This is a genomic window from Pseudomonas sp. MM227 (assembly GCF_947090715.1).
In the GTDB taxonomy this organism is placed as follows: Bacteria; Pseudomonadota; Gammaproteobacteria; order Pseudomonadales; family Pseudomonadaceae; genus Aquipseudomonas; species Aquipseudomonas baltica.
Window position 1 is genome coordinate 992,568 of record NZ_OX352319.1, and the last position, 20,953, is coordinate 1,013,520.

Below are 20,953 nucleotides of genomic sequence, written 5' to 3' on the forward strand. Positions count from 1 at the left end.
ATTGATAGCGGCTTCAACCACATCACCGTGCTGCTCGACGAGGCCGTCGAGGCTCTGGCCGTGCGCGACGATGGTTGCTATCTGGACGGCACCTTCGGCCGTGGCGGCCATAGCCGCCTGATCCTGCGCCACCTGGGGCCCGACGGCCGCCTGTTGGGGTTCGACAAGGACCCTCAAGCGATTGCCACCGGGCAAGCGCTGGCGGCCGAAGACGGCCGCTTTGTCATTGTACAGCGCAGCTTTGCCGAACTTGGCGCCGAAGTGCGCGAGCGCGGCATGCATGGCAAGGTCAGCGGCATCCTGCTCGACTTGGGTGTTTCATCGCCACAACTCGACGATGCCGAGCGCGGCTTCAGCTTCCTGCATGACGGCCCGCTGGACATGCGCATGGACCCTTCGCGCGGCATGAGCGCGGCCCAGTTCATCGCAACCGCTGCCGAGGAAGAAATCGCCCGCGTCTTCAAGGAATACGGCGAAGAGCGCTTCGCCCGGCGCATGGCACGTGCGGTGGTGCAGCGTCGCGAAGTGCAGCCGTTCGAGCGCACCGCCGACCTGGCCGAGGTGCTCAAGGTCGCCAACCCGGCGTGGGAGAAGGGCAAGAACCCGGCAACCCGCGCCTTCCAGGGCCTGCGCATTCACGTCAACAATGAACTGGCCGACCTCGAGGCAGGCCTCGAGGCTGCCCTCGATGCACTGGAAATCGGCGGCCGTCTGGTAGTGATCAGCTTTCATTCCCTGGAAGACCGCATCGTCAAACTGTTCATGCGCAAACTGACCAAGGGCGAAGCCGACAACCTGCCGCGCAACCTGCCGGTGCGTTTCGAAGCCTTCGTACCCAAAGCCAAGCTGCACGGCAAGGCGCAATTCGCCTCCGAAACCGAGCTCAGGGCCAACCCGCGTTCGCGCAGCGCCGTCATGCGTGTCGCGGAGAAGCTGCGATGAGCAAGCTCCTCAACAAGCCGCTGCCAGGCGGCAGTTTTCTCATGCTGCTGCTGTTCATCGCCGTGCTGGTTTCGGCCATCGGCGTTTCCTACAGTGCGCACATCAATCGGCAGTTGCTCAATACGCTGTACGGCGAGCTCAGCGATCGCGACAAGGCGCAGGCCGAGTGGGGGCGCCTGATCCTGGAGCAAAGCACCTGGACCGCTCACAGCCGTATCGAAACCCTGGCCGCCGAACAACTGAAAATGCGCATCCCGGATGCCGCTGAAATTCGCATGGTGTCGCCATGATGAAGCTCGACGGGGCCTTGTTCCCGTGGCGGTTCCGCCTGATGGTCGGCCTGCTGTTGCTGCTGGTCGCCGGTATCGTTGCGCAGATCGTCTACCTGCAGGTCATCAACCGTGACTTCCTGATCGGTCAGGGCGATGCGCGCAGCATGCGCCACATCCCCATTCCTGCGCACCGTGGTTTGATCACCGACCGCAACGGCGAGCCTTTGGCCGTGAGCACGCCGGTGACCACCCTGTGGGCCAATCCCAAGGAAATGCAGCTGTCCAAGGACAAGTGGCCCGAACTGGCGCGCGCGCTTGGGCAGGAGCCCAAGGCTTTGGCCGCCCGTCTCGAGGCGCAGGCGAGCAAGGAATTCATCTATCTGGTACGTGGCCTGACGCCTGAGCAAGGCGCCTCGGTGCTCGACCTGAAAACCCCGGGTGTCTACGGCATCGAGGAATTCCGCCGGTTCTATCCGGCCGGCGATGTCACTGCGCACATGGTCGGTTTCACCGACCTCGACGATCACGGCCGCGAAGGCGTCGAGCTGGCCTATGACGAGTGGCTGGCCGGCGTGCCCGGCAAGCGTCAGGTCATCAAGGACCGGCGCGGCCGGCTGATCAAGGACGTCCAGGTGACCAAGAATGCCAAGGCCGGAAAGACCTTGGCATTGTCCATTGACCTGCGCCTGCAATACCTGGCCAGCCGCGAGCTGCGCAACGCCATCAACGAGAACGAAGCCAAGGCCGGCAGCATGGTCATCATGGACGTGAAGACCGGCGAAGTGCTGGCCATGGTCAACCAGCCTACCTACAACCCCAACAACCGCCGCACCATGTTGCCGGCGGCGATGCGCAACCGGGCGATCATCGACGTGTTCGAGCCGGGCTCGACCATGAAGCCGATCTCGATGAGTGCAGCGCTGGAAACCGGCCGCTGGAAACCCACCGACAAGGTGGACGTCTACCCCGGTACCTTGCAGATCGGCCGCTACACCATCAAGGACGTGACCAAGACCGAAGGCCCGGTGCTCGACCTGACCGGCATCCTGATCAACTCCAGTAACGTGGGCATGAGCAAGGTCGCCTTCGACATCGGCGGTGAAAGCATCTACCGGGTGATGTCGGCGGTTGGCCTGGGCCAGTACACCGGCCTTGGCTTCCCGGGCGAGCGCGTCGGCAACCTGCCCAACCATCGCGAATGGCGCAAGGCCGAGACCGCGACGCTGTCCTACGGCTACGGCCTGTCGGTGACGGCGCTGCAGCTGGTGCACGCCTATGCGGCGATCGCCAACAACGGCCGCATCGTGCCGCTGACCATTCTCAAGAGCGACCAGCCGCCGACCGCGGCGCAGGTCATTCCCGAGAAGGTCGCCAAGACCGTGCAGGGCATGCTTCAGCAAGTCATCGAAGACACCCGCGGCGTGTATCGCGCACGGGTGCCTTCGTATCACGTGGCGGGCAAGTCGGGTACCGCGCGCAAGGCCACCATCGGCTCGCGTGGGTATACCGAGAACGCCTATCGCTCGCTGTTCGCAGGCTTCGGTCCGATGAGCGACCCGCGCTACGCCATCGTGGTGGTGATCGACGAACCCAGCAAGGGTGGCTATTACGGTGGTCTGGTCAGCGCGCCAGTGTTCAGCAAGGTAATGTCCGGCACGTTGCGCCTGATGAACGTGCAGCCCGACAACCTGCCACCGCCCGTGCCACAGCAGCAGGTGAACGCCGCACCGGCGACTCCATTGATAAAAGGAGGGCGCGGCTGATGACCATGCCCCTGAGCAAGCTTTTTCCCGAAGCCAGCCGCGATCCGCTGATTCGCGAGTTGACCCTGGACAGCCGCAACGTTCGCCTCGGCGACCTGTTCCTGGCCGTGCCTGGAAGCAAGGTCGATGGCCGTGCGCACATCGCCGACGCCCTCAAGCTGGGTGCCGCCGCCGTGGCCTACGAAGTGGATGGCAGCACCGTGCTGCCGCTCACCGATGTACCACTGATTCCCGTGAAAGGCTTGATCGCGCAGCTGTCGAGCATTGCCGGGCGTTTCTACGGCGAGCCGAGTCGGCTGGTGAATCTGGTCGGCGTGACCGGTACCAACGGCAAGACCAGCATCACCCAACTGGTCGCCCAGGCACTCGATGCGCTGGGCGAGCACTGCGGCCTGATCGGCACCCTGGGCACCGGTTTCTACGGCGCCCTGCAGAGCGGCCGACTGACGACCCCCGACCCGATCGCCGTGCAGTCCACCTTGTATGACCTGAAAAAGGGCGGCGCCCATGCCGTGGCCATGGAAGTGTCGTCGCACGCGCTCGATCAAGGCCGCGTGGCCGCGCTGGATTTCGACATCGCGGTGCTGAGCAACCTGTCTCGCGACCATCTGGACTACCACGGCAGCATGCAGGCCTATGCAGCGGCCAAGGCGCGGCTGTTCGCCTGGCCGGGGCTCAAGTGCCGCGTGCTCAATCTGGACGACGAATTCGGTCGGCAGTTGGCCGAGCAGGAACAGGACTCACGCTTGATCACCTACAGCCTCGCCGACAGCGCCGCGACGCTGTTCTGCCGTGACACCCGCTTCGACGACCACGGCGTACGCGCCACCCTGGTCACCGCGCACGGCGAATACAGCCTGAGCAGCCGCCTGCTCGGGCGCTTCAACTTGAGCAACGTACTGGCGGCGGTAGGGGTGCTGATGGGCATGGCCTATCCGCTTGACGACATCCTCAAGGTCATGCGCAACGTCGAAGGCCCTGTTGGCCGCATGCAGCGCCTGGGCGGCGCAAGCAAGCCGCTGGTGGTGGTCGACTATGCCCATACGCCCGATGCTCTGGACCAGGTGCTGCAAGCCTTGCGCCCCCATGCCAAGGGCCGGTTGCTGTGCCTGTTCGGCTGCGGCGGTGATCGCGACAGCGGCAAGCGTCCATTGATGGCCGAGGTGGCCGAGCGTCTCGCCGACCGTGTGCTGGTGACCGACGACAACCCTCGCAGCGAAGATCCGCTGCGCATCTTCGACGACATTCGCGCCGGCTTCTCCAGTGCAGCCAACGCAACGTTTGTGGCTGGCCGTGGCGCGGCCATCGCCCAGCTGATCGGCGCTGCCTCGGTCGATGACGTGATCGTGTTGGCCGGCAAGGGGCACGAAGACTATCAAGAGATCAATGGTGAGCGTCAGCCGTTCTCCGACCTGCAGCAGGCCGAACAGGCCCTGGCCGCATGGGGGAACGTCGATGCTTGACGCCATGACCCTCAGCCAGTTGGCCGACGCCTTGCAAGGCCACGTGCGTGGCGGCGATGCGCGCTTCGACGGCGTCAGCATCGACAGCCGTGCCATCGTTGCCGGCGATCTGTTCGTCGCGCTGGCCGGTCCTCGCTTCGATGGCCATGACTATCTCGACGAGGTGGCTGCCAAGGGAGCAGTAGCCGCGTTGGTGCAACGCGAAGTTGCTGGCACGACGCTGCCCCAGCTGGTGGTGGCCGATACGCGCCTGGCGCTGGGTCAGCTCGGTGCGCTGAACCGCGCTGCGTTCAGCCGTCCGGTGGCAGCCATCACCGGCTCCAGCGGCAAGACCACGGTCAAGGAAATGCTCGCCAGCATCCTGCGTACACAAGGTGCGGTGCTGGCCACCCGTGGCAACCTGAACAATGACCTGGGCGCGCCGCTGACGCTGCTCGAGCTGGCGCCACAGCACACGGCAGCGGTGATCGAGCTGGGCGCGTCGCGCCTGGGCGAAATCGCCTACACAGTGGGCCTCACGCGTCCACAGGTAGCACTCATTACCAATGGGGGCACCGCTCACGTCGGCGAATTCGGCGGCCCGGAAAAGATCGTCGAAGCCAAGGGCGAGATTCTCGAGGGCCTGGGCGAGGGCGGTACGGCCGTTCTCAATCTCGACGACAAGGCTTTTGCAATCTGGCAGGCGCGTGCCGGCCAGCATGCCGTGCTGACCTTCTCGCTGGACAACGCCAAGGCTGACTTTCATTCCAGCGCCCGCCACAGCGATGCGCGCGGCTGCCCGTCCTTCACCCTGCATGGGCCTGACGGCGAGGTGCCAGTCCAGCTCAACCTGCTCGGTACCCACAACGTGCTCAATGCCCTGGCAGCCGCTGCCGCAGCCCATGCCCTGGGTGTGACGCTGGCCGGCATCCAGGCAGGCCTCAACGCAGTGCAGCCGGTCAAGGGCCGCACCGTGGCGCAGCTCGCGGTCAACGGTGCGCGGGTGATCGACGACACCTACAACGCCAACCCCACCTCGATGTGTGCGGCAATCGATATACTCGCCGGCTTTTCCGGGCACACCGTCCTGGTTCTCGGCGATATCGGCGAACTGGGCGCCTGGGCCGAAGCGGGCCATCGCCAGGTCGGTGAATACGCGGTCGGCAAAATCGACGCGCTGTACGCGGTGGGCCCATTGATGAGCCACGCAGTCGCTGCGTTCGGTGCTCAGGGCCGACACTTCGCCAACCAGGCAGACCTGATTGCGGCGCTGGGCGCCGAGCAGGGTTCCACTACCACTATTTTGATCAAGGGATCACGCAGCGCGGCGATGGAAAACATCGTGGCGGCACTGTGCGGTCCTGGCGGGGAGAAACACTGATGCTGCTGCTGCTGGCGGAATTTCTGCAACAGTTCTACAAAGGCTTCGCGGTCTTTCAGTACCTGACCCTTCGCGGGATTCTGGGCGTACTGACCGCGCTGTCGCTGGCCCTCTGGTTGGGCCCCTGGATGATCCGCACCCTGCAGATTCGTCAGATTGGCCAAGCGGTGCGCAACGATGGCCCACAATCGCATTTGTCCAAATCCGGCACGCCGACCATGGGCGGCGCCCTGATTCTGTCGGCCATCGCCATCAGCACGCTGCTGTGGGCCGACCTGTCCAATCGCTACGTCTGGGTCGTACTGGTCGTCACCCTGTTGTTCGGCGGCATCGGCTGGGTGGACGACTATCGCAAGGTGATCGAGAAAAACTCGCGCGGCCTGCCCAGCCGCTGGAAATACTTCTGGCAATCGGTGTTCGGCCTGGGTGCGGCGGTGTTCCTGTTCATGACCGCGAACAGCCCGGTGGAAACCACCCTGATCATCCCGATGCTCAAGGACGCCAGCATCCCATTGGGTGCCGGCTTCATCGTGCTGACCTACTTCGTCATCGTCGGCTCCAGCAATGCGGTCAACCTCACCGATGGCCTCGACGGCCTGGCGATTCTGCCGACGGTGATGGTGGGCGGCGCGCTGGGGATTTTCTGCTATCTGTCGGGCAACATTAAGTTCGCCGAATACCTGCTGATTCCCTACGTGCCGGGCGCGGGTGAGTTGATCGTCTTCTGCGGCGCGCTGATCGGCGCCGGGCTGGGCTTCCTGTGGTTCAACACCTATCCGGCCCAGGTGTTCATGGGCGACGTCGGCGCGCTGGCGCTGGGCGCCGCGCTGGGCACCATCGCGGTGATCGTGCGTCAGGAGATCGTCCTGTTCATCATGGGCGGCATCTTCGTCGTCGAGACGCTGTCGGTGGTGATCCAGGTCGCCTCGTTCAAGCTGACCGGTCGCCGCGTATTCCGCATGGCACCGATCCATCACCATTTCGAACTCAAGGGCTGGCCCGAACCTCGGGTCATCGTGCGTTTCTGGATCATCACCGTGATTCTGGTGTTGATCGGCCTTGCCACCCTGAAGCTGAGGTAGAACGAGTGTCTCTGATCGCTTCTTCCCACTTCCGCATCGTTGTCGGCCTCGGCAAAAGCGGCATGTCGCTGGTGCGCTTCCTGGCGCGCCAGGGCGTGGCGTTTGCCGTGGCCGACACGCGAGCAGCGCCGCCGGAACTGGCGACGCTACAGCGTGACTATCCCCAGGTGGAAGTGCGTTGCGGCGAGCTGGACGTGGAGTTCCTGTGCCGCGCCGACGAGCTCTACGTGAGCCCCGGCCTGGCGCTGGCGACCCCCGCCCTGCAACAGGCGGCGGCGCGCGGCGTGCACCTGTCCGGTGACATCGACCTGTTCGCCCGGCATGCCAAGGCGCCGATCGTGGCGATCACCGGCTCCAACGCCAAGAGCACCGTGACCACCCTGGTTGGCGAGATGGCGGTTGCGGCTGGCAAGCGCGTGGCCGTGGGCGGCAACCTCGGCGAGCCGGCGCTCGATCTGCTCGCTGACGACGTCGAGTTGTACGTGCTGGAGTTGTCGAGCTTTCAGCTGGAAACCACCCATCAGCTCAATGCCGAAGTGGCTACAGTGCTCAACGTCAGTGAAGACCACATGGATCGCTACAGCGGCCTGCCGTCCTATCACCTGGCCAAGCACCGGATTTTCCGTGGCGCGCGCAAGTTCGTCTTCAATCGTCAGGACGCCCTGAGCCGGCCGCTGATCGGCGAAGGCATGCCGTGCTGGACCTTCGGCTTGAACAAGCCGGACTTCAAGGCCTTCGGCCTGCGCGAGGAAGACGGGCAGAAGTACCTGGCCTACGAGTTCGATAACTTGATGCCGGTCAGCGCGCTCAAGGTGCGTGGCGCGCACAACCAGGCCAATGCCCTGGCCGCGCTCGCTCTGGGACACGCGGTAGGTCTGCCGTTCGACGCCATGCTGGCCAGCCTGCGTGAATTCACCGGGCTGACGCACCGTTGCCAGTGGCTGCGCGAGCGCGATGGCGTGGCCTGGTACGATGACTCCAAGGCCACCAACGTCGGCGCCGCCATTGCCGCCATCGAAGGCCTGGGCGCCGATATCGACGGCCAGTTGGTGCTGATCGCCGGTGGCGACGGCAAGGGCGCCGATTTCACCGCGCTGGGCAAGCCCATCCAGCGTCACTGCCGGGCACTGGTGCTGTTGGGCCGCGATGCCCCGCGCATCGCCGCCGTGGCCGGGCCGGGCGTTCCACAAGTTACCGTTGCCTCGATCGAGGAAGCGGTTCAGCAGTGTGCCGAACTGGCGCAGCCCGGCGATGCCGTGTTGCTGTCACCGGCCTGCGCGAGTCTGGACATGTTCAAGAATTACGAAGAACGCGGGCGGCGGTTCGCCCAGGCAGTGGAGGGCCTGTCATGATCTTTGGTGTCATCAAGCCATTTCCCTCGCCGCTGATCAGTGGCCGCGGGATCGACATCGACTTCGCCATGCTCGCGGGCTGCCTGGCATTGCTCGGCCTGGGCCTGGTGATGATCACCTCGGCCTCTTCGGAAGTAGCTGCGGTCAACTCGGGCAATTCGCTGTCGATGATGATCCGGCACCTGGTCTACCTGGTGATCGGTATCGGTACCTGCATCGTCACCATGATGGTGCCCATCGCCACCTGGCAGCGCCTGGGCGGTACGCTGCTGATCGCCGCCTTCGGCTTGCTGGTGATGGTGCTGTTGCCAGGCATTGGCCGCGAAGTGAACGGTTCGATGCGCTGGATCGGCTTCGGCATGTTCAACGTGCAGCCTTCGGAAATCGCCAAGGTGTTCGTGGTGATCTTCCTGGCCGGCTATCTGGTGCGTCGCCAGCAGGAAGTCCGCGACAGCTGGATGGGCTTCTTCAAGCCGTTCTTCGTTTTGTTGCCGATGGCCGGGCTGCTGCTGATGGAGCCGGACTTCGGCGCCACGGTGGTGATGATGGGCGCAGCGGCGGCGATGCTGTTCCTCGGTGGGGTGGGCCTGTTCCGCTTCGCCTTGATGGTGGCTCTGGCGGTCGGTGCGGTGTTCGTGCTGGTCCAGGCGCAGCCGTACCGCATGGCGCGGCTGATCACCTTCACCGACCCGTGGAGCGACCAGTTCGGCTCGGGCTATCAATTGACCCAGGCACTGATCGCCTTTGGCCGTGGCCAGTGGTTCGGTGTCGGCCTGGGCAACAGCGTGCAGAAGCAGTTCTACCTGCCCGAAGCGCACACCGACTTCGTGTTCTCGGTACTGGCCGAGGAGCTGGGGGTGATCGGTTCACTGTGCACCGTGGCCTTGTTCGTGTTCGTCTGTATCCGCGGCATGTACATCGGTTACTGGGCCGAGCGGGCCAAACAGTATTTCGCCGCGTACGTGGCCTATGGGCTGTCGTTCCTGTGGATCGGCCAGTTCCTGATCAACATTGGCGTGAACGTCGGCCTGCTGCCGACCAAGGGTCTGACCTTGCCGTTTCTCAGCTACGGCGGCAGTTCGCTGGTGATCTGCTGCGCCTGTCTGGGGCTGCTGCTGCGCATCGAATGGGAAAGCCGTTCGCACCTGGGCAGCGAAGAGGTGGAATTCAGCGAGAGCGATTTCGCCGAGGAGACGCCCAATGGCCGGTAAAGGCAATGTGCTGATCATGGCGGGCGGTACCGGGGGCCATGTGTTCCCGGCGCTGGCCTGCGCACGGGAATTCCAGGCGCGCGGTTTCAGCGTGCACTGGCTGGGCACGCCGCGCGGGATCGAGAACGAGCTGGTGCCTGCCAATGGCCTGCCACTGCACCTGATCGATGTCAGCGGTGTGCGCGGCAAGAGCCGGCTGGCTCTGCTCAAGGCGCCGTTCGCCATTTGCAAGGCCGTGTTCCAGGCGCGCCGCATCATCGCCCGGCTGCAGCCGGTGTGCGTGGTCGGCTTCGGTGGTTACCTGACCGGCCCCGGTGGCGTCGCCGCGCGGCTGGCCGGCGTGCCGGTGATCGTGCACGAGCAGAATGCCGTGGCCGGTACCGCCAATCGCCTGTTGGTGCCTTTCGCCAGCCGGGTCTGCGAAGCTTTCCCCGACACCTTCGCCGCCTCGGCCAAGCGGCGTACCACCGGCAACCCGGTGCGTACCGAACTGTTCATGGAAACGCCGCGTCAGGCCCTCATCGGTCGCCAGCCACGCCTGCTGGTACTGGGTGGCAGCCTGGGCGCCGAGCCGCTGAACAAGCTGCTGCCCGAAGCCCTGGCTCAGGTGCCTGCGCACTACCGCCCCGAGGTGTTCCACCAGGCCGGCAAGCAGCACGATGAAATCACCGCCGAGCGTTACCGCACCGCCGGTGTCGAGGCGCAGGTCGCGCCGTTCATCAAGGATATGGCCCAGGCGTATGGCTGGGCCGACCTGGTGGTTTGTCGCGCGGGTGCGTTGACCATCAGCGAGTTGGCGGCCGCCGGCCTGCCGTCGTTGCTGGTGCCTTTGCCCCACGCGATCGACGACCACCAGACTCGCAATGCCGATTATCTGGCTCGCGAAGGCGCTGCCTTCCTGATGCCACAAGCGACAACCGGCGCGGCACAGCTTGCCGAGCGCCTGAAAGAGGTTTTGATGCAACCCGAAAAACTCCTGAGCATGGCGAGCACTGCCCGCCGCCTGGCCAAACCCGATGCCACGCGCAATGTGGTCGACGTCTGCCTGGAGGTGGCCCATGGTTGAGAACCAGAGAGCCATTCCGCAACCGGAAATGCGCCGTATCCGTCGTATCCACTTCGTCGGTATCGGTGGTGTGGGCATGTGCGGCATCGCCGAGGTGCTGTTGAACCTGGGCTACGATGTGTCCGGTTCCGACCTCAAGGCTTCGCCGGTGACCGAGCGACTGACGTCGTTCGGCGCGCAGATTTTCATCGGCCACCGTGCCGAGAACGCCGCCAGCGCCGACGTGCTGGTGGTGTCGAGTGCGGTCAACACCAGCAACCCGGAAGTCGCCACCGCGCTGGAGCGGCGGATTCCAGTGGTGCCGCGTGCCGAGATGCTGGCCGAGCTGATGCGCTACCGGCATGGCATTGCCGTGGCCGGCACCCATGGCAAGACCACCACCACCAGCCTGATCGCCTCGGTGTTCGCGGCCGGTGGCCTGGACCCGACATTCGTCATCGGCGGCCGGCTCAATGCGGCCGGCACCAATGCCCAGTTGGGCACCAGCCGCTACCTGATCGCCGAGGCCGACGAGTCGGACGCCAGCTTCCTGCACCTGCAGCCGCTGGTGGCCGTCGTCACCAACATCGACGCCGATCACATGGCGACCTACGGCAACGACTTCAACGTTCTGAAGAAGACCTTCGTCGAGTTCCTGCACAACCTGCCGTTCTACGGATTGGCCGTGGTGTGCCTGGATGACCCGGTCGTGCGCGAGATCCTCCCGCAGATCGCGCGGCCGACCTTGACCTACGGCATCAGCGAAGAGGCCGACGTGCGTGCCATCAACGTGCGCCAGCAGGGCATGCTGACCCACTTCACGGTGCTGCGCCGCGACCGCGAGCCGCTCAACGTGTCGGTCAACATGCCGGGCAACCACAACGTGCTCAACGCCCTGGCGACGATTGCCATTGCCACCGATGAAGGCATCAGCGACAGCGCCATCGTCCAGGGCCTCTCCGGCTTCCAGGGCGTGGGTCGACGTTTCCAGGTGTATGGCGAATTGCCGGTCGAAGGCGGCAGCGTGATGCTGGTCGACGACTACGGTCATCACCCTCGCGAAGTGGCGGCAGTGATCAGCGCCGTGCGCGGTGGCTGGCCCGATAAACGTCTGGTGATGGTATATCAGCCGCACCGTTTCAGCCGCACGCGTGACCTGTACGACGATTTCGTACAGGTGCTTGCCGACGCCAATGTGCTGCTGCTGATGGAGGTCTACCCGGCAGGCGAAGAGCCCATCCCGGGCGCCGACAGTCGTCAGCTTTGCCACAGCATCCGCCAGCGTGGCCAGTTGGACCCTATCTATATCGAACGCGGCGTCGAGCTGGCGCCACTGGTCAAGCCGCTGCTGCGCGCAGGCGACATCCTGCTTTGCCAAGGTGCCGGCGACATCGGTGGTCTTGCCCCGCAGTTGCTCAAAAGCCCGCTGTTCGCGCAGGCCTCGGAGAAATCGCAATGAACATTCTGGATCCCAGCACCCTGCGCTCGCAGATCATGCCCAGTGACTTCGGTCGCGTGGCCGTGCTCTACGGCGGCAAGAGCGCCGAGCGCGATGTGTCGCTGAAATCGGGCGCCGCGTGCCTGCAGGCCTTGCAGAGCGCCGGGGTGGACGCGTTCGGCATCGACGTGGGCGACGATCTGCTGGCCCGCCTGCAAGCGGAGAAGATCGACCGGGCGTTCATCATCCTCCATGGCCGCGGCGGCGAAGACGGCAGCATGCAAGGGTTGCTCGAGTGCCTGGACATCCCGTATACCGGCAGCGGTATCCTTGCCAGCGCGTTGGCGATGGACAAATTGCGCACCAAGCAGGTGTGGCAGAGCCTCGGCTTGCCGACCCCGTCGCACGCCGTGCTGGCCAGCGAGCAGGATTGTATTTTTGCGGCTGGGGAACTGGGCTTCCCTTTGATCGTCAAACCCGCCCATGAAGGTTCAAGCATCGGGATGGCCAAGGTGAACAGCGTCGACGAACTGGTCGTCGCCTGGAAAGCCGCCAGCACCTACGATTCGCAAGTGCTGGTCGAACAATGGGTCCACGGCCCCGAGTTCACCGTCGCGACGCTGCGTGGCCAGATGCTGCCTGCGATTGCGCTGGGCACGCCCCACACGTTCTACGACTACGACGCCAAGTACGTCGCCAACGATACCCAGTACCGCATCCCCTGCGGCCTTGCTCCCGCCAAGGAACAGGAACTCACCGAACTCTGCGCCCGCGCCTGCGATGCCATCGGCATCCAGGGTTGGGGGCGTGTGGATGTGATGCAGGACCAGCAGGGCCGTTTCTGGCTGCTGGAAGTCAACACCGCTCCAGGCATGACCGATCACAGCCTGGTGCCCATGGCGGCGAACGCGGCTGGCCTCGATTTCCAGCAGTTGGTGCTGGCGATTCTGGCTGCCAGTTGCAAGGCGCGAGGTTAAGACCATGCACGGCCCAATGATTCGCCATCAGTCACCCGCCATCGGCCGCAACAAGCCGGTGCCGCGTGGCGCCAGCCGTATGGTGGCCAAGGAGCCACTGTCGGTGCGCCTGCCCAAGGCCAATTTCAGCATCTTCAGGAAGCTGATGTGGCCGGTGCTGTTGGTGGGTCTGGGCTTTGGCACCTACGAAGGTGCCCAGTACCTGATGCCCTACGCCGATCGCCCGATCACCAAGGTGTCTGTACAGGGCGACCTGGCCTACATCAACCAGCAGTCGGTGCAGGAGCGCATCCAGCCTTATGTCGGCATGACGTTCTTCAGCATCGACCTGACCCGCATGCGCACCGAGCTGGAAACCATGCCCTGGATCGCCCACGCCGAAGTGCGTCGGGTGTGGCCTGACCAGGTGGTGATCCGCCTGGAGGAGCAACTGCCGGTCGCGCGCTGGGGCAACGAATCGCTGCTCAACAACCAGGGCCAGGCGTTCGCGCCTCGCGAACTGGGCAACTACGAACACTTGCCGCAGTTGTTCGGCCCGGTACGGGCCCAACAGCAGGTGATGCAGCAATACCAGGTGCTGAGTCAGATGTTGCGTCCACTGGGCTATTCGGTTGCCCGACTGGAACTGACCGAACGCGGCAGCTGGTTTCTCACCACAGGCGCAGGAAGCGCCGGCCCGGGCATCGAGCTGTTGCTGGGACGTGACCACTTGCTGGAAAAAATGCGCCGCTTTATCGCCATTTACGACAAGACACTCAAAGACCAGATCACGAATATCGCGCGTATCGACCTGCGCTATGCCAACGGCCTGGCCGTGGGCTGGCGTGAACCGAGCGCCCCGACTGCGGACAAGCCCGCCGTCGCGAAGAATTGACAAGAGGCAGGACCATGGCAAACGTTCAAAGCGGCAAAATGATCGTCGGGCTGGACATCGGCACCTCCAAGGTGGTGGCGCTGGTGGGCGAGGTGGCAGCCGACGGTACGCTGGACATCGTCGGGATCGGTACCCACCCCTCGCGCGGCCTGAAGAAGGGCGTGGTGGTGAACATCGAGTCGACCGTGGCGTCGATCCAGCGCGCGGTCGAGGAAGCCCAGCTGATGGCCGGTTGCCGCATTCACTCGGCGTTCGTCGGCGTCGCCGGTAACCACATCCGCAGCCTGAACTCCCATGGTATCGTGGCCATTCGCGACCGCGAGGTCAGCACCGCTGACCTGGAGCGGGTTCTGGACGCGGCCCAGGCCGTGGCGATTCCCGCCGACCAGCGCGTATTGCACACCCTGCCGCAGGACTACGTGATCGACAACCAGGAAGGCGTGCGCGAGCCTCTGGGCATGTCCGGCGTGCGTCTGGAAGCCAAGGTCCATGTGGTCACCTGCGCCGTCAACGCTGCGCAGAACATCGAGAAGTGCGTGCGCCGCTGCGGCCTGGAAATCGACGACATCATTCTCGAGCAGCTGGCCTCGGCCTATTCGGTGCTGACCGATGACGAGAAAGAGCTGGGTGTCTGCCTGGTCGACATCGGCGGCGGCACCACCGATATCGCCATCTTCACCGAAGGCGCCATTCGCCACACCGCGGTCATTCCCATCGCGGGCGATCAGGTCACCAACGACATCGCCATGGCCCTGCGCACACCGACGCAGTACGCCGAAGAAATCAAGATCCGTTACGCCTGCGCCCTGGCCAAGCTGGCCGGCGCCGGCGAAACCATCAAGGTGCCCAGTGTCGGCGACCGTCCTCCGCGCGAGCTGTCGCGCCAGGCGCTGGCCGAAGTCGTCGAGCCGCGCTACGACGAGCTGTTCACCCTGATTCAGGCCGAGCTGCGTCGCAGCGGCTACGAAGACCTCATCCCGGCCGGCATCGTGCTGACCGGTGGTACGGCAAAAATGGAAGGCGCGGTCGAGCTGGCCGAAGAAATCTTCCACATGCCGGTGCGCCTGGGCGTACCGCATAGCGTGCGGGGGCTGAGCGACGTCATCAGCAACCCGATCTATTCCACCGGCGTGGGCCTGCTGATGTATGGCCTGCAGAAACAGTCCGATGGCTTGAACCTGTCAGGTATCAGCAACAGCGGCAATTACAGCGATGACACCAAGGCTCCGGTGCTGGAACGGCTGAAGCGTTGGGTGCAAGGCAATTTCTGATTCAAAACGGCAGTAGCGGTAGGCGCACACAAATAGAGAAAGGAGAGGGCACATGTTCGAACTCGTAGACAACATCCCGCAAAGCCCGGTAATCAAAGTTATCGGTGTCGGCGGCGGCGGCGGCAACGCCGTCAACCACATGGTCAAGAGCAACATCGAAGGCGTTGAATTCATCTGCGCCAACACCGATGCTCAGGCACTCAAGAACATCGGCGCGCGCACCATCCTGCAGCTGGGTACCGGTGTGACCAAGGGCCTGGGCGCTGGCGCCAACCCTGAAGTCGGCCGTCAGGCCGCGATGGAAGACCGCGAGCGCATCGCCGAAGTGCTGCAAGGCACCAACATGGTCTTCATCACCACCGGCATGGGTGGCGGTACCGGTACCGGTGCTGCGCCGATCATCGCCGAAGTGGCCAAGGAAATGGGCATCCTGACCGTCGCGGTCGTGACCCGTCCGTTCCCCTTCGAAGGCCGCAAGCGCATGCAGATCGCCGACGAAGGCATTCGCATGCTGTCCGAAAGCGTCGACTCGTTGATCACCATTCCCAACGAGAAGCTGCTGACCATCCTGGGCAAGGACGCCAGCCTGCTGTCGGCGTTCGCCAAGGCCGACGACGTGCTGGCCGGTGCCGTTCGCGGTATCTCGGACATCATCAAGCGTCCGGGCATGATCAACGTCGACTTCGCCGATGTGCGTACCGTGATGAGTGAAATGGGCATGGCGATGATGGGGACCGGCTGCGCCAGCGGCCCGAACCGCGCGCGCGAGGCCACCGAAGCGGCCATTCGCAACCCGCTGCTCGAGGACGTCAACCTGCAGGGCGCTCGCGGCATTCTGGTCAACATCACCGCAGGTCCCGACCTGTCGCTGGGTGAATACTCCGACGTGGGTAGCATCATCGAAGCGTTCGCCTCCGACCACGCGATGGTCAAGGTGGGTACCGTCATCGACCCGGACATGCGCGACGAGCTGCACGTGACCGTCGTGGCCACCGGCCTGGGCGCGAAGATCGAGAAACCTGTGAAGGTCATCGACAACACCATGCAGACCGCAGCGCAGACGCCGCCACCGTCGCAGCAGCCGGCTCGCCAGGACGCACCGTCGGTGAACTACCGCGACCTGGATCGTCCGACCGTGATGCGCAACCAGGCTCACGCCGGTGCTGCTGCAGCGGCCAAGCTGAACCCACAGGATGACCTGGATTATCTGGACATCCCGGCCTTCCTGCGTCGTCAGGCCGATTGATGCAATTTATCAGGGGTATTAGGGTGATTGGTGTTCAGCAAAGGTTCGGTCTGCTATCATCGCCAGCCTTTGTTGATACCAGTTCGCAATTTGCGCTGAAGCGGCCAATGCCATGATTAAACAACGCACCCTGAAGAATATTATCCGTGCCACAGGCGTCGGTCTGCACTCCGGTGAGAAGGTCTACCTGACCTTGAAGCCTGCGCCCGTGGATACCGGCATCGTGTTCTGCCGTGTCGACCTTGATCCGGTCGTGCAGATTCCTGCGCGCGCCCACAATGTCGGCGCTACCACGATGTCCACCACTTTGGTCAATGGCGATGTCAAGGTCGATACCGTAGAGCATCTACTGTCGGCCATGGCGGGCCTGGGAATCGATAACGCCTACGTCGAGCTCTCCGCGTCCGAAGTGCCGATCATGGATGGCAGCGCCGGACCCTTCGTATTCCTGATTCAATCGGCTGGCCTGGAAGAACAGGACGCGCCGAAGAAATTCATCCGCATCCTGCGTGAAGTGACAGTGACGGAGGGCGACAAGCGCGCCACCTTCCTGCCTTTCGAAGGTTTCAAGGTGAGCTTCGAGATAGATTTCGATCATCCTGTCTTCAAGGATCGCACCCAGAGTGCCAGTGTCGACTTCTCCAGCACGTCCTTCGTGAAGGAAGTCAGTCGCGCTCGCACGTTCGGTTTCATGAGCGACCTTGAGTACCTGCGCAAGCACAATCGTGCACTGGGCGGCAGCGTCGAGAACGCTATCGTGGTGGACGAGGCAGGCGTCATGAACGAGGACGGTCTTCGTTACGAAGACGAGTTCGTCAAGCACAAGATCCTCGATGCAATCGGCGATCTCTATCAGCTGGGCAACAGCCTGATTGGCGAATTCCGTGGCTACAAGTCGGGCCACGCACTGAACAACCAGCTTCTGCGTCGTCTGCTCGAGCAGGACGATGCGTGGGAAGTGGTCACGTTCGAAGATGCCAGTACGGTACCGATCTCCTACATGCGGCCAGCTGCGTTGGGTTGATACAACCTCTCTTTTCTGGTTACACATTTTATAGGCCACCCATTGGGTGGCTTTTTTTTGCGTGGCGTTCGGGATGCCTAGGGCATTGCCAGCGGGTTCAGCGCACGCGTTTGGCGTGAGCTGCCAGGCGCTCCAGCGCGGCGCGCAGATTCGGATCGCTGATGCCGTCGGCGGTGGCCTGAATGTTCTCGCCCGCGCCGATGGACAGATCGATGCTGCGCTCTCCGGCCTTGCTCTGCACCATGGGCGGCTGCACCTTGAACAGGATACGGGTCAGGCTGCCGAATTCCTCCAGGGCCTGCAGGTCGCGCTGCAGGCGCTTTTGCTGATAGCGCAGGCGCGTAGCCCAGTGGCCGTCGGTGACAATCAGCAACAGGCTGCCTTCGCGCCACGAAGCAACGTAGCAATGCTCGCGCGCCGCAGGCTGCAGCTGGCTCTCGAGCAGGCGCTGCAGGTGCGACAGGCGCTGGGCGTGGCTGAACAAGGCCTTGAGCGGCTTGGCTTCGCGCAGCAGCACCGCTGGAGCCCGGGCGGGCAGGGGCCGAAAGACCATGGAGATACACCTGAGGTTACAGAGTCGGCATGTTAGCAGAATCCCTTGTCGTCACCGTTTTACGTGGGTACACCGGCGGGCCTGTGAACGTTCGAATAGATGACATCTGCAGCTTGCGGGTTGAAGTTGGCGAAAAAGCCCTTATTGTAAAACCGCCCCGTCACAACGCTGTGCCAGCATCGTGGACATCGCGCCACTTTCCTCTCCATCGTTTCCGGGTAGAATGCTCGTTCGCATGCGGCCATGAGGGCTGCACGGGCGACTCACGGGGCCGCCCTCCATCCCTATGTGTGGAAGATCCTGCCAATATGTTTGCGCCTTTGTTAAAGAAACTTTTTGGAAGCAAGAACGAGCGTGAAGTACGACGCATGCTCAAGACGGTACAAGCCGTCAATGCCTTCGAAGAGCAGATGGTGGCCCTTTCGGACGAGCAGCTGCGCGCCAAGACCGCAGAGTTCAAGGCCCGCCTGGCAAAAGGCGAGACCCTCGACCAGCTGCTGCCCGAAGCCTTCGCCGTGTGCCGCGAAGCCGGCAAGCGCGTCATGGGCATGCGGCACTTCGATGTCCAGCTGATCGGCGGCCTCACCCTGCACGAAGGCATGATCGCCGAAATGCGTACAGGTGAAGGCAAGACCCTGGTGGCGACCCTGGGCGTTTACCTCAATGCGCTGTCCGGCAAGGGCGTGCATGTGGTCACGGTCAACGACTACCTGGCCCGTCGCGACGCCAACTGGATGCGTCCGCTGTACGAGTACCTGGGCCTGACCGTGGGCGTGGTCACGCCGTTCGCGCCGCCGGACGAGAAGCGTCTGGCCTACGCTGCCGACATCACCTACGGCACCAACAACGAATTCGGTTTCGACTATCTGCGCGACAACATGGCGTTCAGCATGGAAGAGAAATTCCAGCGCGAGCTGAATTTCGCCGTGATCGACGAAGTCGACTCCATCCTCATCGACGAAGCCCGCACGCCGCTGATCATTTCCGGTCAGGCCGAGGACAGCTCCAAGCTGTACACCGAAATCAACCGCCTGATTCCGCAACTCGAGCAGCACATCGAGGAAGTGGAAGGTCAGGTCACCAAGGAAGGCCACTACAGCATCGACGAGAAGACCCGCCAGGTCGAACTCAACGAAGCCGGCCACCAGTACATCGAGGAAATGCTCACCCGCGCCGGTCTGCTGGCCGAGGGCGAGAGCCTTTATTCGGCGCACAACCTGGGCCTGCTGACCCACGTGTATGCCGGCCTGCGTGCGCACAAGCTGTTCAACCGCAACGTCGAGTACATCGTCCAGGACGGCCAGATCCTGCTGGTCGACGAGCACACCGGTCGTACCATGCCGGGCCGTCGCCTGTCCGAGGGCCTGCACCAGGCCATCGAGGCCAAGGAAAATCTGAACATTCAGGCCGAGAGCCAGACGCTCGCCTCGACCACGTTCCAGAACTACTTCCGCCTGTACAACAAACTGTCGGGCATGACCGGTACGGCCGATACCGAGGCGTTCGAATTCGCCCAGATCTATCAGCTCAACGTGATGGTCATTCCGCCGAACAAGCCGCTCGCGCGCAAGGACTTCAACGACCTGGTGTACCTGACTGCGGACGAGAAATACGCCGCCATCGTCACCGACATCAAGGAAAGCATGGCCCAGGGCCGGCCGGTGCTGGTGGGTACTGCCACCATCGAAACCTCCGAGCACATGTCGCGCCTGCTCAACCAGGAAGGCATCGAGCACAAGGTGCTCAACGCCAAGTTCCACGAGAAGGAAGCCGAGATCATCGCGCAGGCCGGTCGTCCGGGTGCGCTGACCATTGCCACCAACATGGCTGGCCGTGGTACCGACATTCTTCTGGGCGGCAACTGGGAGGTCGAAGTGGCTTCCCTCGAGGACCCGTCGCCGGAACAGATTGCCCAGATCAAGGCCGACTGGCAGAAGCGTCACCAGCAGGTGCTCGAATCCGGTGGCCTGCATGTGATCGCCTCCGAGCGTCACGAATCACGCCGTATCGACAATCAGTTGCGGGGCCGTGCCGGTCGCCAGGGTGATGCCGGTTCCAGCCGCTTCTACCTGTCGCTGGAAGACAGCCTGATGCGCATCTTCGCGTCTGACCGGGTGAAGAACTTCATGAAGGCGCTGGGCATGCAGTCCGGTGAAGCCATCGAACATCGCATGGTGACCAACGCCATCGAAAAGGCCCAGCGCAAGGTCGAAGGCCGCAACTTTGACATCCGCAAGCAATTGCTCGAATTCGACGATGTCGCCAACGAGCAGCGCAAGGTCATCTACCACATGCGCAACAGTCTGCTGGCGTCCGACAACGTCGGTGACACCATTGCCGACTTCCGCCAGGAAGTGCTGGGCCAGCTGTTCGCCCAGCACATTCCGCCACAGTCGCTGCCCGAGCAGTGGGACGTGGCCGGTCTGGAAGCGGCGCTGCAGACCGATTTCGGTGTGAGCCTGCCGATCCAGCAGTGGCTGGACGCCGACGCCAAGCTCTACGAAGAAACGCTGCGCGAGAAAGTCATGGCCGAGCTGCTGGCGGCCTACACAGAGAAGGAAGACCAGGCCAGCGCCGATGCGTTGCGCACCTTCGAGAAGCAGATCCTGCTGCGCGTGCTCGACGACCTGTGGAAAGATCACCTGTCGACCATGGACCACCTGCGTCACGGTATCCACCTGCGCGGCTACGCCCAGAAGAACCCGAAGCAGGAATACAAGCGCGAGTCGTTCAGCCTGTTCCAGGAGCTGCTGGATTCGATCAAGCGCGACACCATCCGTGTGCTTTCCCACGTTCAGGTGCGCCGCGAAGATCCGGTCGAGGAAGAAGCTCGTCTGCGTCGCGATGCCGAAGAGCTGGCTGCGCGCATGCAGTTCGAACACGCTCCTGCGCCAGGCCTGGATCAGCCTGAAGCCTTGGCGGAGGACGCCGAAGTGATTGCCGCCACAGTGTCGGAGCCGGTGCGCAATGACCAGAAACTGGGCCGCAACGAGCTGTGCTGGTGTGGTTCAGGCAAGAAATTCAAGCATTGCCACGGCAAGATCGACTGATTGCCGCACGTTGCTTCAAGCAATAGCACG

The 20,953-nt window shown here is 63.5% G+C and carries 17 protein-coding genes; 16 read left to right on the plus strand and 1 reads right to left on the minus strand.

Annotated elements, in window-relative coordinates:
- From rsmH to lpxC, 15 genes are all read left to right on the plus strand, one after another.
- On the plus strand, positions 1–942 hold the full coding sequence (rsmH, locus tag ONG87_RS04455; protein ID WP_122479730.1) for a 16S rRNA (cytosine(1402)-N(4))-methyltransferase RsmH: 942 nt from the start codon (positions 1–3) through the stop codon (positions 940–942).
- Positions 939–1,232 carry a cell division protein FtsL gene (gene ftsL / locus ONG87_RS04460; protein WP_122479472.1) on the plus strand — a complete coding sequence of 98 codons (294 nt, stop codon included), beginning with the start codon at positions 939–941 and terminating at the stop codon, positions 1,230–1,232. Before rsmH ends, ftsL begins: the two co-directional genes overlap by 4 nt.
- Positions 1,232–2,977, plus strand: a complete 1,746-nt coding sequence (locus ONG87_RS04465; protein WP_163007622.1) for a penicillin-binding protein 2 — start codon at positions 1,232–1,234, stop codon at positions 2,975–2,977. The genes ftsL and ONG87_RS04465 overlap by 1 nt, the downstream gene beginning before the upstream one ends.
- A complete protein-coding gene (locus ONG87_RS04470) occupies positions 2,977–4,440 on the plus strand; it encodes a UDP-N-acetylmuramoyl-L-alanyl-D-glutamate--2,6-diaminopimelate ligase (protein WP_264382278.1) in 1,464 nt (487 codons plus the stop codon). Before ONG87_RS04465 ends, ONG87_RS04470 begins: the two co-directional genes overlap by 1 nt.
- Positions 4,433–5,800 carry a UDP-N-acetylmuramoyl-tripeptide--D-alanyl-D-alanine ligase gene (gene murF / locus ONG87_RS04475; RefSeq protein WP_264382279.1) on the plus strand — a complete coding sequence of 456 codons (1,368 nt, stop codon included), beginning with the start codon at positions 4,433–4,435 and terminating at the stop codon, positions 5,798–5,800. Before ONG87_RS04470 ends, murF begins: the two co-directional genes overlap by 8 nt.
- Entirely contained in the window at positions 5,800–6,882 is a 1,083-nt protein-coding gene (gene mraY / locus ONG87_RS04480; protein ID WP_122479468.1) for a phospho-N-acetylmuramoyl-pentapeptide-transferase, read from the plus strand. Before murF ends, mraY begins: the two co-directional genes overlap by 1 nt.
- Before the next feature lie 5 nt (positions 6,883–6,887).
- On the plus strand, positions 6,888–8,234 hold the full coding sequence (gene murD, locus ONG87_RS04485; protein WP_264382280.1) for a UDP-N-acetylmuramoyl-L-alanine--D-glutamate ligase: 1,347 nt from the start codon (positions 6,888–6,890) through the stop codon (positions 8,232–8,234).
- Entirely contained in the window at positions 8,234–9,445 is a 1,212-nt protein-coding gene (gene ftsW, locus ONG87_RS04490) for a putative lipid II flippase FtsW (protein WP_264382825.1), read from the plus strand. Before murD ends, ftsW begins: the two co-directional genes overlap by 1 nt.
- Complete coding sequence (gene murG / locus ONG87_RS04495; RefSeq protein ID WP_122479465.1) at positions 9,435–10,511, plus strand: undecaprenyldiphospho-muramoylpentapeptide beta-N-acetylglucosaminyltransferase; 1,077 nt, start codon at positions 9,435–9,437, stop codon at positions 10,509–10,511. The genes ftsW and murG overlap by 11 nt, the downstream gene beginning before the upstream one ends.
- Positions 10,504–11,949, plus strand: a complete 1,446-nt coding sequence (gene murC / locus ONG87_RS04500) for a UDP-N-acetylmuramate--L-alanine ligase (RefSeq protein WP_122713415.1) — start codon at positions 10,504–10,506, stop codon at positions 11,947–11,949. Before murG ends, murC begins: the two co-directional genes overlap by 8 nt.
- Positions 11,946–12,905, plus strand: a complete 960-nt coding sequence (locus tag ONG87_RS04505) for a D-alanine--D-alanine ligase (protein ID WP_264382281.1) — start codon at positions 11,946–11,948, stop codon at positions 12,903–12,905. Before murC ends, ONG87_RS04505 begins: the two co-directional genes overlap by 4 nt.
- Positions 12,906–12,909: 4 nt before the next feature.
- A complete protein-coding gene (locus ONG87_RS04510) occupies positions 12,910–13,779 on the plus strand; it encodes a cell division protein FtsQ/DivIB (protein WP_122479462.1) in 870 nt (289 codons plus the stop codon).
- A 14-nt stretch (positions 13,780–13,793) separates the two neighbouring features.
- Positions 13,794–15,050 (plus strand): cell division protein FtsA, encoded by a 1,257-nt coding sequence (ftsA, locus tag ONG87_RS04515; protein ID WP_122479461.1) that lies wholly within the window; start codon positions 13,794–13,796, stop codon positions 15,048–15,050.
- Between the two features lie 52 nt (positions 15,051–15,102).
- Positions 15,103–16,296: a cell division protein FtsZ gene (gene ftsZ / locus ONG87_RS04520; RefSeq protein WP_049860625.1), complete on the plus strand. Its 1,194-nt coding sequence runs from the start codon at positions 15,103–15,105 to the stop codon at positions 16,294–16,296.
- Positions 16,297–16,408: 112 nt separating this feature from the next.
- Positions 16,409–17,320: a UDP-3-O-acyl-N-acetylglucosamine deacetylase gene (lpxC, locus tag ONG87_RS04525; protein ID WP_043186858.1), complete on the plus strand. Its 912-nt coding sequence runs from the start codon at positions 16,409–16,411 to the stop codon at positions 17,318–17,320.
- Positions 17,321–17,417: 97 nt separating this feature from the next.
- On the opposite strand, the gene ONG87_RS04530 is transcribed toward lpxC, so the two are convergent.
- Positions 17,418–17,873 (minus strand): DUF721 domain-containing protein, encoded by a 456-nt coding sequence (locus ONG87_RS04530; protein ID WP_264382282.1) that lies wholly within the window; start codon positions 17,871–17,873, stop codon positions 17,418–17,420.
- Between the two features lie 308 nt (positions 17,874–18,181).
- Between ONG87_RS04530 and secA the strand changes: the two genes are divergently transcribed.
- Entirely contained in the window at positions 18,182–20,923 is a 2,742-nt protein-coding gene (gene secA / locus ONG87_RS04535; protein WP_264382283.1) for a preprotein translocase subunit SecA, read from the plus strand.
- The last annotated feature ends 30 nt before the right edge of the window (positions 20,924–20,953 follow it).